The following is a 14,395-nucleotide window of genomic DNA, read 5'->3' as shown; positions in this document are numbered from 1 at the left end:
ACTCGGGTCGAATGCCGTTAATGGTTTCTACGTTGCGGCGGCGGCGGGACCGGAAAGTAACGAGGCCGGTTCATTTCAGAGGAAATCGTCTGTGTTTTCAAAACTGTCCGGTGGATGATCCACGGGGCGTGACGGTTATTTTTTGTGATCTCCCCAGGCGCCAAACACGTCACAAATCGCTGGCGTAAGTAAGTTGTTGATACTATATTTAGTGTTTGCAGCCACAATCAGCACAAGATACAGGGTTTCCCGAGACGGGTTTCCCATCACTGCGGAAAACGGAAACTGGCTGCGCAATCATCGTTGCGGCCGGATGCGGACAATTGCGCCCTGAGCCTAAGCGGTTCGGGCCTGCGGCAAACAAAGGACAGGGACAGATGCAGATCGAACGTCGTTTCACCAAGCCGGGCCAATCGGCCTATGCTGAAATTGAGTTCCGCAAGGCCATCAGCGAGATCAAGAATCCCGATGGCTCGATCGTGTTCCGCCTGGCCGATATCGATGTGCCCGCGCAGTTCAGCCAGGTCGCAGCCGATATCCTGGCGCAGAAATATTTCCGCAAGGCCGGTGTGCCTGCGCGCCTGAAGAAGGTCGAGGAAAACGCCGTTCCCTCCTGGCTGTGGCGCTCCGAGGCTGACCTTGCCGCCATGAAGGATCTGCCGAAGGACGAGCAGTACGGTTCCGAAACCGACGCACGCCAGGTTTTCGATCGCCTGGCCGGCACCTGGACCTATTGGGGCTGGAAGGGCAATTACTTCGCATCGGAAGAATCGGCGCTCGCCTTCCGCGACGAGCTTGCCTACATGCTCGCCACCCAGCGCGTCGCTCCCAACAGCCCGCAATGGTTCAACACCGGCCTGCACTGGGCCTATGGCATCGACGGCCCCGGTCAAGGCCATTTCTACGTCGATCCCTTCACCAACAAGCTGGTAAAATCCAAGTCGTCCTACGAGCATCCGCAGCCGCATGCCTGCTTCATCCAGTCCGTCGGTGACGATCTCGTCAACGAAGGCGGCATCATGGATCTGTGGGTGCGCGAAGCCCGCCTGTTCAAATATGGCTCCGGCACCGGTTCGAACTTCTCCTACCTGCGCGGCGAAGGCGAAAAGCTCTCGGGCGGCGGCAAGTCGTCGGGCCTGATGTCGTTCCTGAAAATCGGCGACCGCGCCGCCGGCGCCATCAAGTCGGGCGGCACGACGCGCCGTGCAGCCAAGATGGTCGTCGTCGATATCGATCATCCCGATATCGAGGATTACATCAACTGGAAGGTCAAGGAAGAGCAGAAGGTCGCAGCCCTCGTCACCGGGTCCAAGATCGTCGCCAAGCACCTGAAGGCAATCATGAAGGCCTGCATCAATTGCTCGGCCGAAAACGACGCCTGCTACGACCCGAAGGAAAACCCGGCCCTCAAGCGCGAAATCAAGGCTGCCAAGCAGAGCCAGGTTCCGGAAAACTACGTCAAGCGCGTTATCCAGTTCGCCAAGCAGGGCTACAAGGATATCGAGTTCAAGACCTATGACACCGACTGGGATTCGGAAGCCTATCTGACGGTTTCCGGCCAGAATTCCAACAACTCCGTCTCTTTGAAGGACGACTTCCTGCGCGCTGTGGAAGCTGACGGAAACTGGAACCTTACCGCCCGCAAGGACGGCAAGGTGATGAAGACGCTGAAGGCCCGCGACCTCTGGGAACAGATTTCCCACGCCGCCTGGGCATCGGCCGATCCCGGCTTGCATTTCAACACGACCATGAACGACTGGCACACCTCGCCGGCCGCAGGTCCGATCCGTGCATCCAATCCCTGCTCGGAATATATGTTCCTCGACGACACCGCCTGCAACCTTGCCTCGCTGAACCTGCTTCAGTTCAAGGATGCCGCCACCAAGAATATCGACATCGCCGATTACGAACATGCCGTCCGGCTCTGGACGCTGGTTCTCGAAATCTCTGTCATGATGGCGCAGTTCCCGTCCAAGGAAATCGCCGAGCGTTCCTATGAGTACCGCACGCTGGGTCTCGGGTACGCCAATATCGGCGGCCTGCTGATGTCCTCCGGCATCCCCTATGATTCCACCGAAGGCCGCGCCATCGCCGGCAGCCTGACTGCCATCATGACCGGCGTTTCCTACGCCACGTCGGCCGAAATCGCCGCCAAGCTCGGCCCGTTCCCGGGCTTCAAGCCGAACCGCGAATCGATGCTGCGCGTCATCCGCAACCACCGCCGCGCCGCCCATGGCGAAACGCAGGGCTATGAAGGCCTCTCGGTCGATCCGGTGGCGCTGGTCCATTCCGAAAATCCGGACCAGAATCTGGTGGCGCATGCCAAGGCTGCCTGGGACAAGGCGCTGGAACTCGGCCAGAAGCACGGCTACCGCAATGCCCAGGTCTCCGTCATCGCGCCGACAGGCACGATCGGCCTGGTGATGGATTGCGACACGACCGGCATCGAGCCCGATTTCGCTCTGGTGAAATTCAAGAAGCTCGCCGGCGGCGGCTACTTCAAGATCATCAACCGCGCCGTTCCGGAAGCCCTGCGCACGCTCGGCTATTCGGAAAGCCAGATCGCCGAGATCGAGGCCTACGCGGTCGGCCATGGCAATATCAACCAGGCACCGGCGGTCAATCCCGGCTCGCTGAAAGCCAAGGGCTTTACCGACGAGAAGATCGAAGCGATCAACGGCGCCACCAAGGCTGCCTTCGACATCAAGTTCGTCTTCAACCAGTGGACGCTCGGCCTCGACTTCCTGAAGGACACGCTCAAGGTCAGCGACGAGCAGCTCGCCGATATGAGCTTCAACCTGCTGGAGCATATCGGCTTCTCCAAGAAGGAGATCGAAGCGGCCAACGTGCATGTCTGCGGTGCGATGACGCTGGAAGGCGCGCCGTTCCTAAAGGCCGAGCACCTGCCCGTCTTCGATTGCGCCAATCCCTGCGGCAAGATCGGCAAGCGGTATCTGTCGGTCGAAAGCCATATCCGCATGATGGCGGCGGCCCAGCCGTTCATCTCCGGCGCGATCTCCAAGACCATCAACATGCCGAACGAGGCGACGGTCGAAGATTGCAAGGCCGCCTACATGCTGTCCTGGAAGCTGGCGCTGAAGGCCAACGCGCTCTACCGCGATGGTTCGAAACTCTCCCAGCCGCTCAACGCCTCGCTGATCGAGGACGATGAGGACGAGGATGCGATGGAGGATTTCCTGGCTGCACCCGCTGCCGCCCAGGCCGTCACCGTCACCGAGAAGATTATCGAACGCGTCATCGAGCGGGTCACCCGCGAGCGCGAAAAGCTGCCGAACCGCCGCCAGGGCTATACCCAGAAGGCAATCGTCGGCGGCCACAAGGTCTATCTGCGCACCGGCGAATTCGGCGATGGCCGCATCGGCGAGATCTTCATCGACATGCACAAGGAAGGCGCTGCCTTCCGGGCGATGATGAACAATTTCGCCATCGCCATCTCGCTGGGTCTGCAATATGGCGTGCCGCTGGAAGAATATGTGGAGGCCTTCACCTTCACCAAGTTCGAACCGGCCGGCATGGTGCAGGGCAATGACGCGATCAAGAACGCCACGTCGATCCTCGACTACGTGTTCCGCGAACTCGCCGTCTCCTACCTGAATCGCCACGACCTTGCCCATGTCGATACGTCCGACTTCGGCAATACCGCACTCGGCAAGGGCATCCAGGAAGGCAAGACCAACCTGCTCTCCACCGGCTGGACCCGCGGCCACAAGCCGACGCTCGTCTCCGGCGGCCAGGTCGACCGCACGTCCGGCGAGCCGAAGGGCGCAGCAACAGCTGCTCCCGCCAAGGCATCGTCGGGCGGCACGGTCACTGCGTTCTCCGGCAGCGCTGCCCGCAAACTCGAAACGGTCTCCGCCGTCTCGATCTCCACTTCCGAAATCGTCGCCTTCAAGCGCGATTACGAAGAGCGCGCTGTCGAGCAGCCCGAGACCGCCGGCGAAACCGGCACCGAACCGGATGTCACCGCGCTCTTCTCCGACAAAGCAGCCGCCGAAGCCGCCGCCGCCAAGTCGGGCGCCAAGAAGCTGGAAGCCGAGCGCCGTATCCGCTCGATCGCACAGGGCTATACCGGCAACATGTGCAGCGAGTGCCAGAATTTCACGATGGTGCGCAATGGCACATGCGAGAAGTGCGACACATGTGGCGCGACCAGTGGGTGCAGCTGATCGCGTGCTGACAATTGACTGACTGACTATGGCCCGGGATATCCCCGGGCCATTTTTTTGACTTTTCTCCCCCTTGGCGGGGGAGCAAGCAATTTCGACATCTTAGCTTCAGCTAAGTGTTAGAAATTGCAAGAGAGGGGGGGTAGGTTCGGGAAAGGAATTTGATCCCATTCAACAAAATCAACACCGCGGCTAAGATATTGTTTTGACCTCATATCCCGCAAATGAATATGCAAAAATCTTAAAATCATCTTAAAGTTGTATCTAATTGGTGGAGGCCCTTTCCCGAATCCCATACCTCTCGATTCGCACTTGAATTGGAGGAAAGAAATGGCGAGTTGCAAAGATAGAAATGGCGACACCTGGGAAATCTATCAGGGAGGCGACGGTTGGCGTTGGCGGCGCACGGCCGCAAACGGCCGCATCGTCGGCTCATCGACACAGGGCTACTCGAACCGCAGTGACTGTATCGACAATGCCAAGCGAAATGGCATGACCTGCACCCCGGCCTGACGCGAGGTCCGATATGTCGATAGACTTTTCTCCCCCTTGGCGGGGGAGAAAGCAATTTCAACATCTTAGCTTCAGCTAAGTGTTAGAAATTGAATGAGAGTAGGCATGGATGCAAGAAACAGACCCCCTCACCAACAAAATCTAACACTTAGCTGAAGCTAAGATGTTGATTTTGTGTCCTCTCCCGCAAGGGGAGAGGTAACTCTCTCATTCGCCGGTGTTTTTCAATTCGGCCAGGATTGCCAGGCAAACGGCGTCGAGGTTTTGTACGACCTCGTCGTTCCAGAAGCGCAGGATCCGAAATCCCTGGCCGCGAAAGAAAGCATCCCGCACAAGGTCGCGCGAGTTTTCCGCATGCTGAGATCCGTCGACCTCGACAATCAGCCGCGCTTCGAAGCAAACGAAATCGAGGATATAGCCGTCAAGCGGCACCTGCCGTTTGAATTTGAAACCTTCCAGCTGGCGGTTGCGGACCGCTTGCCACAAAAGGTTTTCCGCCACAGTCGCATCCGCGCGCATGGTTCTGGCGAAATGACGATGCGGATCGGGGACCTTGCGGTGCATGCAGGTTTTCCGGAGGCGTGTGGAGGTGCAGCAAAGCTACCTCTCCCCTTGCGGGAGAGGAAGAAAAATCAGCATCTTAGCTTCAGCTAAGTGCTAGATTTTTCAGGTGAGGGGTTAGGCATGGGGGCACAAACAGAGCCCCTCACCAACAAAATCTAACACTTAGCCTGCGGCTAAGATGTTGATTTTGTGTCCTCTCCCGCAAGGGGAGAGGTACGTCCTCACCAATGTTTTTTTCCGGCGGCGTTTAGAGGTGCATCTCCCCCTTGGCGGGGGAGAAAGCAATTTCAACATCTTAGCTTTAGCTAAGTGTTAGAAATTGCAAGAGCGGGGTAGGCATGGGCGCACAAACACCCCTCACCTGAAAAATCTAGCACTTAGCTGAAGCCAAGATGCTGAAATTGCGTTCTCCCCCGCCAAGGGGGAGAAAATTACTCCGCAACCGCCTGCGTGTGATCGTTGATCTCGATCCAATACCCATCCGGGTCCTGCAGATACGCCTGCCGGAACCCGTCGCGCCGCATGCCGATCTTCCCAACATTTCCCGGCCAGTCATAAAACGTCACGCCCTTGGCGGCGATATCCGTAACGAAGGCGTCGAGATCATCGATGCGGAGCGCAAAATGCGTGTCCTTGGTCAGATGCGTGGTGCCGAAGTCGCCCTCGATCAGGTGGATCGTGTCGAGGCCGCCGATGGTCAGCCAGGCGACGTTGGCGCTGCCGGAGCGCTCGATTGGGGTAAAGCCGAGAATATCGGTGTAAAAGGCGACGCTGCGTTCGAGGTCGCCGACCAGAAGCGCGAAATGATCGAGGCTATAGTTATGCCGCATTGAAAACTCCTCCCGTCATGCCGGATGCGGCGTGACGCCATAGTGCCGAGCAGGTAGCGCGCCCTCGCCCGCTATCGCATGCCCTCAAGCTTCCTCACCACACTGCGGGCAACATCACCATCCTGTTCGCGGACCGCGTCGGTCAGCGCGTGCAGTTTGGAGCGCAGGCCGTGAACCTGATCGACCAGTGCCATGATGACGTCGATGCCGTCCTGATTGACGCCCATGCTCTGCGAGAGATCGAGGATCAACAGGCCGCGCGCCAGATCGGCGTCGTGAAATGCCTCGTTCTGCCCGGTCAATTCCTGCCCGGTCAATTCCGGCCCGGTCAATTCCGGAATGATCCATTGCCGGTCGATCCATATTGTCAGCGTGGAGGAAACGATGCTGAGGCGCTCGCAAAACTCCAGATGGTCCATGTCTCAATCTCCCCAGGCTTTGCGAGGATTGTGGGCCTGCCCTGCCGTCCAGGTGGTGGCGAACGCGGTCAGGTCCGGATCGGCGGTCTCCGGCAGCATGATCTTCAGCGTGATATATTGATCGCCATTGCCGCCACCGCGCTTGGCGGCGCCCTTGCCTTTGAGCCGCAGCGTCTTGCCGGTGTTGGAATGGGGCGGCAGGGTCAGCATGACGCTGCCGGATATGGTGGGAACGTTGACCTTGCCGCCGAGGATCGCTTCGCGCAGCGAAATCGGCATGTCGATGCGGATATCGTCGCCGTCGCGGGTGAAGATGGGATGCGGGCGGACGTGGATCTCGATCAGCGCATCGCCGGCCGGGCCGCCGCCTGATCCGGGGTCACCCTTGCCGCGCAGCCGCAGCGTCTGGCCTTCCTGCGTGCCCGGCGGCACCTGCAGATCGAGCACGGCTCCATCCGGCAGCGTGATCTTTTCCTTCGAGCCGTTGACCGCATCGAGGAAATTCACCTCCATGGAGAATTGCAGATCCCTGCCCTTGGCGCGCATTGGCCCCCGCCGTGAAAAGAAGCTGGAGAAGATATCGTCGGTATCGGTGAAATCAGAGAATCCGCTGCTGTTCTGGTAACGCGCGTCGCCGCCGGGGGCGCCGGCATATTCGCGGTAATAGTTCCGCGGCGCCTGCTCGGTTCCCGCGCCGTCGATCTCGCCCTTGTCGAAACGGGCCCGCTTGTCCTCGTCGCCGAGGATGGAATAGGCCTCGGAGACCGTCTTGAAACGATCTTCGGCACTTTTGTCACCGGGGTTGAGATCGGGATGCAGCTTTTTGGCAAGCTTGCGATAGGCGCTCTGAATTTCTTTTTGCGTTGCGGTCTTCGCCACGCCGAGTGTCTTGTAGGGGTCGTTGGCCATGGGGCTCCCGCCGAAGCGTTGTCGTGTCTGTGAAGATAGGCCATCTGCGTGCGAGAGCAAGCATTTGCAATGGACCTGATGGCAATGAAAATGGAATAGCAGACGCTGGCGGCAGGCCGAAACAAAACAGCGCGGAAACGCGCGCGCCTGCCTTTTTATCGCTTAGAAATTTTATCGCCCGTCAAAAGGGTCCGCAAGCGCGGCTTCCGGGCGGCTGATCGGGTATTTGGTGCCCGAAATGGTGGCGGCCAGTTTTTTCGGACCCTGCGCCTTCAGGAGCGCGCGAAAACTCGGATGCATGCCGCCATCGGAATAGGCGCTGAGCGTCGAGCTTGCCGGGATGGAGCTGGTCACCGCCGTGTCGAGCTTGCGCTCTTCCGCCTGGATTTTCGCCATGGCCTGCGGCTCGAGCTGGTTGACGGCGGGTGGGCATGCCGCGAGCGGATCTGCGGGTTCGCCGCCTTCGAATTCCTTGTTGAAGACGTAACGTCGCTCGCAGATCGAAACCTTCGGCTGCCGGCGCGTCACCTCGAAGGCGTCGTAACCTTCCTTCATCGTGCGCCAGAACGGCATGTTCGGATCGCCGCGATGGCTGGTCATGTTCTGCGCCGTCATGCGGAACGGATAGGCCTGAACCTGGAATTTCTCCTGGCCGCCCGACAGCGCCTTCTGCACGATCGCATAGATTTCGCCCACACCCTGGTCGGTCATCGCATAGCAGCCCGACGACGAGCAGGCGCCGTGCACCATCAGCGCCTCGCCGGTATAGCCAAGCGCCGATTCCAGCCGGTTGGGGTAGCCGAGGTTGAAGGAGACGTAGAATTGCGAGTTGGGGTTCAGCATACCGGACGAGACATGATAAAAGCCTTCCGGCGCATGCCGGTCGCCCATTTTGGTCTTCGGCCCGAGTTCGCCCGACCAGCGGCAGATCGGATAGGTCTTCAGCAGCGCGTAAGCGCCAGACTTGTTCACCTTCCAGACTTCCAGCTCGCTTTCCTGCTTGAAGATGCGCACCAGGACCGGGCTTTCCGGTTTCATGCCCTTCTTCGACATCTCGGCGATCATCTTGCCCGACAGTTTCGGCGGCGCCTCGGAGAGATCGTCGAGCGCCATGCAGCCTGACAGCGCAACGCCAAGCGCAAGCGCTGCCAATGTCCGCGACACGAATGTGCGGGCCGAGCGGATGCACCTGGAGGCGCGATGAAGGGCAAGCCGAGAATTCATGAAAGCGTCTATCGCTGCAAATCGTGCCAAAGTTTTGTCGGACGTGTCAAATCAGGACGATCACTGATTTAATTATCGCAGAATCCGATATTGCGGTTAGCGTCCGGTTAATATCGGCGCTCCCGTTTTCAGGAGGCAGGTGCGGTTGCACCCGCCTCTCATGGGCTTACTGGTAGACGACGATCTTGGCTTTTGAAGGAACGCGCTGGTAGAGGTCGATCACGTCCTGGTTCATTAGCCGCACGCAGCCCGACGATACCGCCTTGCCGATCGATTTCCATTCCGGATTGCCGTGCAGCCGGTAGAGCGTATCTTCGCCATTCTGGAAGATATAAAGCGCCCGGGCACCGAGCGGATTTTTTAGCCCCGGCTCCATGCCGCCATTGGCGATCGAATATTTGGCAAGGCTCGGCTGGCGCGCCACCATTTCGTTCGGCGGCTTCCAGCGCGGCCAGGCCTGGCGCCAGTGGATGATACCGTCACCCTGCCAGGCAAAGCCGTCCCGGCCGATACCAACGCCGTAGCGCATCGCGGTGCCACCGGGCTCGATCACATACAGCAGCCGCGACGGTGTATCGACGACGACGGTGCCGGGCGCTTCGCCTGTGCGGTCGGCCACGCGCTGGCGGTAGAATTGCGGATCGATCTGCTGATAGGGAATGGCCGGGATCAGATAGCCGCCGTCTTCGACCGGACCGTACATGACCTGAAGTTCGGCATCGGACGGTGGCCCGATCGGGCGGGTGATCCGCGCAGGCATTGGCGCAGAGCCGCCCGGCATCGTTGTGGAACAGCCGGCAAGCGTGCCTGCCGCAAGAACGCCGAGAAAACCGCGGCGGGAAAAACTGTGATCGGTCGTCATGAGCCCCATCAATTCGCTATTTCAGCAATATCGTCCGGCCCATCTGGATGACGCAGACCGCAAAGGCACCAGACAAGCAGTGCGCCACGCGTCTTCATCGCTGAGGAATCGGATCAAATTCCTTATGCAACCAATCCTCTGCCTTTCCAACGGGACATGCCGCTTCCCGCACCAAGTTTCCCGTCTGGTCACCACATAGTGATCCGCCGTTGCGGGAAAGACGCAGCTTGCGCGATCCGCCCTTCCTCCGTTCTCCTATGAAACCTTTATCTGTTCGCCCCTGTCCTGGAATGGATTTCCAATGCGGCAAGCCCCTAGTCTTCAGGCATCCGAAACAGGTCTCTGCCACGATGCTTACGCCAAACCTTCACTCCACCCATCTTTCAGCGCTTAAAATCGGGCGGTCCAGCCGCTCGCGGCCTGACGCTTCAACACCCTCTCTCAGGCAGCGCCGCGCCCGTCTGACGGCCGTCTTGAACGCGGCAGCGATTTTTCTCTCGCTTGCCGGTATTGCCGTCCTTCTGGTCATTGCCTGAGACATGGCCACGATATCGGCACAGCCTGCCGCAACCACAGGTCCTTTCGAAGGAATGGCCGCGCAGGCAGCACTCGCGAGCCTGATGGACCGCGTTGGCGCAGCGCGGGTTCTGCGCGAACACCATGTCTGGGAAGCCGTGCGCATTCTGCCTGAAACGGCTGGCCTGCCCGAGGATATCAAGCAATCGCCGGAGTTGCGCGGTCTGATGGAGAAGGAAGCCTTTACCGCCGCCCTTCGCCTTCTGGCACATGCCTGTACTCCCGCCCGCGACCTCAGCGATCTCGAGCCGCATGGCGATTGCTGGACGGCCACCGTGTCCGTCTGCGGTGGCCTTGACCGCGCACGCCGATGCAGGCTCACGCAAGCCGATCATCGCGATCCACCGGCCGCTGTCCTGATCGCGCTTTTGGGCAGCGCCATCCGCACATCCTCACGGTCTGTGCGCCAAAAGCGGAGCAAAGCCGCTGTGCAACAGGAACGTCAAAAATGAGTGGAAACGTCCGGCCCATGCCGCAAGGCGCAATCTGTGATCTCATCACACCCTTTCAGGGCGACCAGCTCGATGAAGCCGCCTTCGCCGACCTCGCCGAATGGCAGATCAACAGCGGCATCTCCGGCCTTCTCGTCGCCGGACCCACCGGTGAACCCTGGGCTCTAAACGATGACGAGCGGACGCGGCTGATCAGGCTTGCCGTTGCCGTTGCCGGCAACCGCGTCCCGGTTTTTGCCGGCACGGGCACCAACTGCACGGAAACGACGGTCGCGCGTACGGCAGAGGCGAAGAATATGGGAGCGGCGGCGGCCTATGTGGTGACGCCCTATTACAGCAAGCCGTCTCAGGAAGGCCTGTTTCGCCATTATCAGGCGATCGCCGATCGGGTCGATCTGCCGCTGATGATCGGCGTGGCGCCGCAGCGCACGGCCATCGATCTATCCTCGCGAACCCTGGAGCGCCTTGCAGACCTCGATCAGGTGATCGGTATCGCCGATGAAACGGGAGATATTGCAAGGCTTGTGGCCATGCCCGCCGCCCTGCGGCAGCGTTTCGCGCTTTATTCCGGCCATGATCTGACCGCCATGCCCTTCACGCTCATGGGTGGCCGTGGGGTGATTTCGTCTGCCGCCAATCTGGTGCCACGATTGACCGTTGCGCTGCATCAGGCGCTCGCCACCGGAAACCAGCGATCGGCACAGAGCCTGCAGGAGCGCCTCGGCCCGCTGTTTCAGGCGCTGGAACGTGAACCCGGGCCACCGGCCATCAAATACGGTCTCAGCCTGCTCAGAGGCATCAGCGACGATGTCCGGTTGCCGGTGACGCCGGTGGTTGCGGAAACCACCGCAGCGATCCGCATGGCGCTCGCGCCTGTCCTGTGCACACCCACGCCCGCACAAAGGCAATTCCTATGAGATTTTAAGAGCAAACCTGCCGGCCACGCATGGAACGGCCATGGCAAGGCACATATTTTATCATGGCAATCAAGAGCTTAACGACCAACAGGAAGAACAAGTCATGCAGCCGCTGGGCGTTCGAAGTTCATCAGACAGGCAGGCACTGCCAGATCGCAGTACGCTGTCAGGCGCCATCTTCCGTCTGGCCGCCGTCTTTGCCTGTGCCGGCATCATTCAGCTTCTGGCCAGCTGGTTTCTGCGCTGAGGCGCAGGAACCCAACACCCGATCAACAACACGAAGGTCACCAAGGATCATGGGCAGTCGATATCCCCTCACCAACACACAGTCTGCAACGCCACGTTTCACCGTCGGCTGCGATCATCACGGCTGGTGGGTCGTGCACGACCGGCTGGGCCGTGTCGGCGGGCTGTTTGCCAGCGAAGCCGCAGCCCTGCATTTTGCCGATGAGGAAAGCAATCACGACGCCTGCGCGGTCTGCCGGGCACCGGCCGGCAAATGCGTCGAACTCGACGGCATAACCGCCGTAGCGGTGCGCACTACATCTTTGCGGCGTTCCGCCTGAACCTTTGGGGCGCGCGCTTTCCCCGGCGGTCTGCGCCCCCTTTTTCCCTCAGCTAATCCATAGGATTTGCCTTAAATGCGGCCGCGCGATTTCACCGCGGTGAAACGCAGGCCGGGTTAAAACCGACGATCGATTGTCTATTCGAGGGAGCGCCCGCCAAGGGCAGATCGTTCATGACCCTGGTCGTCACCATGTCAGCCAACACGGCGGCCTATGCGGCGCAAGCCCTCAAGCCGTCCGCACGCGTGAGCGGCGATGGCCCGACCGACGAGGCGATCACCCTGCTTTCGGCCCGGCCGAAGGAGGATGCGGCCAATACCCACGCCGCCATCGCCGCCCTTCGCAGCCCGACATTGCTCTCCCTGATGCTGATGAGTTCCCACAGCCGCCTGCCCCAGGGCACGCGTGGCGAAGTGGTCCGCCGCTATATGGAATTCGGCCCGGACGAGCCCGAAACCGGGGAAAGCGAAGAGGCATTGGCCCCGGACGGCGAAACGGGCGGCCCTGAACAGGATTTCATCGCCAAACGGTAACGGCGCGGTGTCCCGCGCCGTCTTTGGTCCGCTCGAAATCCCCTGGGTCTTACTGGGTCTTACTTGTGCTTGCGGGCACCACCGGCTTTACCGGCTTGGAGCACGTAATCGACCTTGCCAGCCTTCTCGAAGGTCAGCGTCACCGGAATACTGTCACCTTCAGCAAACGGCGTCTTCACCTCCATGAACATCAGGTGCAGGCCACCCGATTGAAGCGTCACGGTTTCGCCGTCCGGGATTGCAATGCCCTCTTCCAGCTTGCGCATCTTCATCACGTCGTTCTGCATGGTCATTTCATGCAGTTCGACGCGGCCGGCCGCCGGGCTTTCGACGGAAAGCAAGGTATCGTCTTCGCTGCCATTATTCTTGATGATGAAACCGCCGCCGCCGACCTTGGCGCCCGGCAGCATCGCCTTGACCGCGCCGCCGGAAATCTCCAGCGAACCGGCTTTGACCGGCACGCCATCCGCGGTGGCCATGCCAGCCATCGCAGCCATGTCATCGTGATCGTGGCCCCCGGCCTTTGCGGGCGTAACAGTCACCGTTGGTGCCGGATGTTCCAGCGAATGGGCGCTCTGCCCTTCAGCGGGGATTTCATCCCACACGACTTTGCCTGACGTGCCGCAGAATTGCGTCACCGGAAAAGCCAGCTGCGTTTCCTGATCAAAGCCGGAAATCTTGCCGCTGATGACGAAGGTGTCGTAAAAGTCGTCCGAGAGATTGCCGTTCTTCCAGCGGATTTCCAGCGGACCCGACGTCACCGCAGTGCCGTGATTGTCATAGCTCTTCTGGTAATCGCCTTTGATGATCTCCAGCTCCCAGCCGGCTTTTGGCTGCGGCTTGGCGAAAACGAAGCCTTCCGGAAGCTTGACCTGTACTTCGGTGGTCGCCTCGCCGTCGCATCCGTGCGGGATCTGCAGCACGGCCTTGAAGCTGCTTTCGGACGCCACCTCATCGGTTTCGAACGACGCATGCGCCTGCGCAGAGGCCGCAGCACCGAGCGAAACAGCAAGGGCAAGCAGGGTTGTTCTGGTCTGTCTCATCGATCTGTCTCCGGACCTGAGCCTGCCAATTCCGGCAGGACGGTCAATACCGCAAAGGCGGCTGAATGCTCTGGATACTGTGGAATTTTTGGAAAGACGTCAGAGCATGACCGGCGGTGCGCGCGATTGCGGCAGGAGGCGCGGGTTCGGCACGAAAACTGCCGCATACTCCACTGGGATCGAGACGTGAAAGGCCGTGCGGATAACGAGATAGCCCTCGCCCGCTGGTGCCGGCAAAAGGACCGAGGCAGACAGCCGGCAATAGTCGCAGACCGGTGCCAGTCCCTGATGCGAGGAACCGTGGTCCTTGCCATCGACACCATCCAGACCGAAGCAGATATCGCCGGTCGTTCCATCCGGCAGCATATACTGCGCCGCCATCGATGGCGTAATCTGACGGGCAAACGCCGGCTGGTGGGCAAAGGACAGGAACAGGAGCGCCAGTGCCGAAAGCACCCGCACCGCCACCCGTATCTGCCGCCCGGCTCTCGCCATTGATGATCTCCGTCTCCGCAAATTGCGTTATCCCCTGTCCGTAAAAAAAGCAAAGGCTGATTTTTCGCGCAGGTTCCTGCCAGTAAAACAGCCACGACAAAAATCTGTTCGGGCGCGACATTTTACACTTGCCAAGCCGCCGGCATCGCCGTTATCTGAACCCGATCTTGTTGGGAGAATCCGGTTTACACCGGTGCCGAAGGAGCAACCGCCCCGGAAACTCTCAGGCCAAAGGACCAGCAAGGTGCCGGTAGGACTCTGGAGAGAAGCATTTCCGCTCGCCGAAGGGATAACAATCTCAGGCA

At 60.0% G+C, this 14,395-nt stretch carries 15 protein-coding genes and 1 riboswitch; of the genes, 7 read left to right on the top strand and 8 right to left on the bottom strand.

Annotated features, from left to right (window positions below; genetic code table 11):
- The first annotated feature begins 377 nt into the window (after window positions 1-377).
- Both ASD32_RS26080 and ASD32_RS26075 read left to right on the top strand, forming a co-directional pair.
- On the top strand, window positions 378-4,187 hold the full coding sequence (locus ASD32_RS26080; protein ID WP_060640927.1) for a vitamin B12-dependent ribonucleotide reductase: 3,810 nt from the start codon (window positions 378-380) through the stop codon (window positions 4,185-4,187).
- Window positions 4,188-4,517: 330 nt separating this feature from the next.
- Window positions 4,518-4,700 (top strand): DUF1508 domain-containing protein, encoded by a 183-nt coding sequence (locus tag ASD32_RS26075; protein ID WP_060640926.1) that lies wholly within the window; start codon window positions 4,518-4,520, stop codon window positions 4,698-4,700.
- Between the two features lie 207 nt (window positions 4,701-4,907).
- Here ASD32_RS26075 and ASD32_RS26070 read toward each other — a convergent pair whose 3' ends face one another.
- The 6 genes from ASD32_RS26070 to ASD32_RS26045 all read right to left on the bottom strand — a co-directional run bounded on the left by ASD32_RS26070 (window position 4,908) and on the right by ASD32_RS26045 (window position 9,508).
- Window positions 4,908-5,264 (bottom strand): endonuclease domain-containing protein, encoded by a 357-nt coding sequence (locus ASD32_RS26070; protein WP_060640925.1) that lies wholly within the window; start codon window positions 5,262-5,264, stop codon window positions 4,908-4,910.
- A 431-nt stretch (window positions 5,265-5,695) separates the two neighbouring features.
- Window positions 5,696-6,094: a VOC family protein gene (locus ASD32_RS26065; protein ID WP_060640924.1), complete on the bottom strand. Its 399-nt coding sequence runs from the start codon at window positions 6,092-6,094 to the stop codon at window positions 5,696-5,698.
- 71 nt (window positions 6,095-6,165) lie between these two features.
- A complete protein-coding gene (locus ASD32_RS26060; protein WP_060640923.1) occupies window positions 6,166-6,513 on the bottom strand; it encodes a chaperone modulator CbpM in 348 nt (115 codons plus the stop codon).
- Window positions 6,514-6,516: 3 nt separating this feature from the next.
- Entirely contained in the window at window positions 6,517-7,422 is a 906-nt protein-coding gene (locus ASD32_RS26055) for a J domain-containing protein (protein WP_060640922.1), read from the bottom strand.
- A 171-nt stretch (window positions 7,423-7,593) separates the two neighbouring features.
- On the bottom strand, window positions 7,594-8,646 hold the full coding sequence (locus tag ASD32_RS26050; RefSeq protein WP_244490273.1) for a murein L,D-transpeptidase family protein: 1,053 nt from the start codon (window positions 8,644-8,646) through the stop codon (window positions 7,594-7,596).
- 166 nt (window positions 8,647-8,812) lie between these two features.
- On the bottom strand, window positions 8,813-9,508 hold the full coding sequence (locus ASD32_RS26045) for a L,D-transpeptidase (protein ID WP_060641018.1): 696 nt from the start codon (window positions 9,506-9,508) through the stop codon (window positions 8,813-8,815).
- 539 nt (window positions 9,509-10,047) lie between these two features.
- Here ASD32_RS26045 and ASD32_RS30165 point away from each other — a divergent pair.
- The 5 genes from ASD32_RS30165 to ASD32_RS26020 all read left to right on the top strand — a co-directional run bounded on the left by ASD32_RS30165 (window position 10,048) and on the right by ASD32_RS26020 (window position 12,552).
- Window positions 10,048-10,536 (top strand): hypothetical protein, encoded by a 489-nt coding sequence (locus ASD32_RS30165; RefSeq protein ID WP_060640920.1) that lies wholly within the window; start codon window positions 10,048-10,050, stop codon window positions 10,534-10,536.
- On the top strand, window positions 10,533-11,453 hold the full coding sequence (dapA, locus tag ASD32_RS26030; protein WP_162252703.1) for a 4-hydroxy-tetrahydrodipicolinate synthase: 921 nt from the start codon (window positions 10,533-10,535) through the stop codon (window positions 11,451-11,453). The genes ASD32_RS30165 and dapA overlap by 4 nt, the downstream gene beginning before the upstream one ends.
- 103 nt (window positions 11,454-11,556) lie before the next feature.
- The gene (locus tag ASD32_RS29840) at window positions 11,557-11,700 is read left to right on the top strand and encodes a hypothetical protein (protein WP_156383361.1); all 144 of its coding nucleotides are present in this window, start codon (window positions 11,557-11,559) and stop codon (window positions 11,698-11,700) included.
- A gap of 49 nt (window positions 11,701-11,749) precedes the next feature.
- A complete protein-coding gene (locus ASD32_RS26025) occupies window positions 11,750-12,019 on the top strand; it encodes a hypothetical protein (protein ID WP_060640918.1) in 270 nt (89 codons plus the stop codon).
- A gap of 173 nt (window positions 12,020-12,192) precedes the next feature.
- On the top strand, window positions 12,193-12,552 hold the full coding sequence (locus tag ASD32_RS26020) for a hypothetical protein (protein ID WP_060640917.1): 360 nt from the start codon (window positions 12,193-12,195) through the stop codon (window positions 12,550-12,552).
- Between the two features lie 59 nt (window positions 12,553-12,611).
- On the opposite strand, the gene ASD32_RS26015 is transcribed toward ASD32_RS26020, so the two are convergent.
- Together ASD32_RS26015 and ASD32_RS26010 are read right to left on the bottom strand one after the other, a co-directional pair.
- Window positions 12,612-13,595: a DUF1775 domain-containing protein gene (locus tag ASD32_RS26015; protein WP_060640916.1), complete on the bottom strand. Its 984-nt coding sequence runs from the start codon at window positions 13,593-13,595 to the stop codon at window positions 12,612-12,614.
- Between the two features lie 99 nt (window positions 13,596-13,694).
- Window positions 13,695-14,090, bottom strand: a complete 396-nt coding sequence (locus tag ASD32_RS26010) for a DUF2946 family protein (protein ID WP_156383360.1) — start codon at window positions 14,088-14,090, stop codon at window positions 13,695-13,697.
- A gap of 161 nt (window positions 14,091-14,251) precedes the next feature.
- Window positions 14,252-14,339: riboswitch (glycine riboswitch) on the top strand.
- Window positions 14,340-14,395: the final 56 nt, after the last annotated feature.

The organism is Rhizobium sp. Root483D2 (assembly GCF_001426685.1).
GTDB lineage: Bacteria > Pseudomonadota > Alphaproteobacteria > Rhizobiales > Rhizobiaceae > Pararhizobium > Pararhizobium qamdonense.
This window is presented reverse-complemented; position numbering and strand designations above follow the sequence as displayed.

Coding starts and splice junctions, on each gene's coding strand:
- ASD32_RS26080 (WP_060640927.1), top strand. CDS start 378: ATGCAGATCGAACGTCGTTTCACCAAGCCGGGCCAATCGGCCTATGCT.
- ASD32_RS26075 (WP_060640926.1), top strand. CDS start 4,518: ATGGCGAGTTGCAAAGATAGAAATGGCGACACCTGGGAAATCTATCAG.
- ASD32_RS26070 (WP_060640925.1), bottom strand. CDS start 5,264: ATGCACCGCAAGGTCCCCGATCCGCATCGTCATTTCGCCAGAACCATG.
- ASD32_RS26065 (WP_060640924.1), bottom strand. CDS start 6,094: ATGCGGCATAACTATAGCCTCGATCATTTCGCGCTTCTGGTCGGCGAC.
- ASD32_RS26060 (WP_060640923.1), bottom strand. CDS start 6,513: ATGGACCATCTGGAGTTTTGCGAGCGCCTCAGCATCGTTTCCTCCACG.
- ASD32_RS26055 (WP_060640922.1), bottom strand. CDS start 7,422: ATGGCCAACGACCCCTACAAGACACTCGGCGTGGCGAAGACCGCAACG.
- ASD32_RS26050 (WP_244490273.1), bottom strand. CDS start 8,646: ATGAATTCTCGGCTTGCCCTTCATCGCGCCTCCAGGTGCATCCGCTCG.
- ASD32_RS26045 (WP_060641018.1), bottom strand. CDS start 9,508: ATGACGACCGATCACAGTTTTTCCCGCCGCGGTTTTCTCGGCGTTCTT.
- ASD32_RS30165 (WP_060640920.1), top strand. CDS start 10,048: ATGGCCACGATATCGGCACAGCCTGCCGCAACCACAGGTCCTTTCGAA.
- dapA (WP_162252703.1), top strand. CDS start 10,533: ATGAGTGGAAACGTCCGGCCCATGCCGCAAGGCGCAATCTGTGATCTC.
- ASD32_RS29840 (WP_156383361.1), top strand. CDS start 11,557: ATGCAGCCGCTGGGCGTTCGAAGTTCATCAGACAGGCAGGCACTGCCA.
- ASD32_RS26025 (WP_060640918.1), top strand. CDS start 11,750: ATGGGCAGTCGATATCCCCTCACCAACACACAGTCTGCAACGCCACGT.
- ASD32_RS26020 (WP_060640917.1), top strand. CDS start 12,193: ATGACCCTGGTCGTCACCATGTCAGCCAACACGGCGGCCTATGCGGCG.
- ASD32_RS26015 (WP_060640916.1), bottom strand. CDS start 13,595: ATGAGACAGACCAGAACAACCCTGCTTGCCCTTGCTGTTTCGCTCGGT.
- ASD32_RS26010 (WP_156383360.1), bottom strand. CDS start 14,090: ATGGCGAGAGCCGGGCGGCAGATACGGGTGGCGGTGCGGGTGCTTTCG.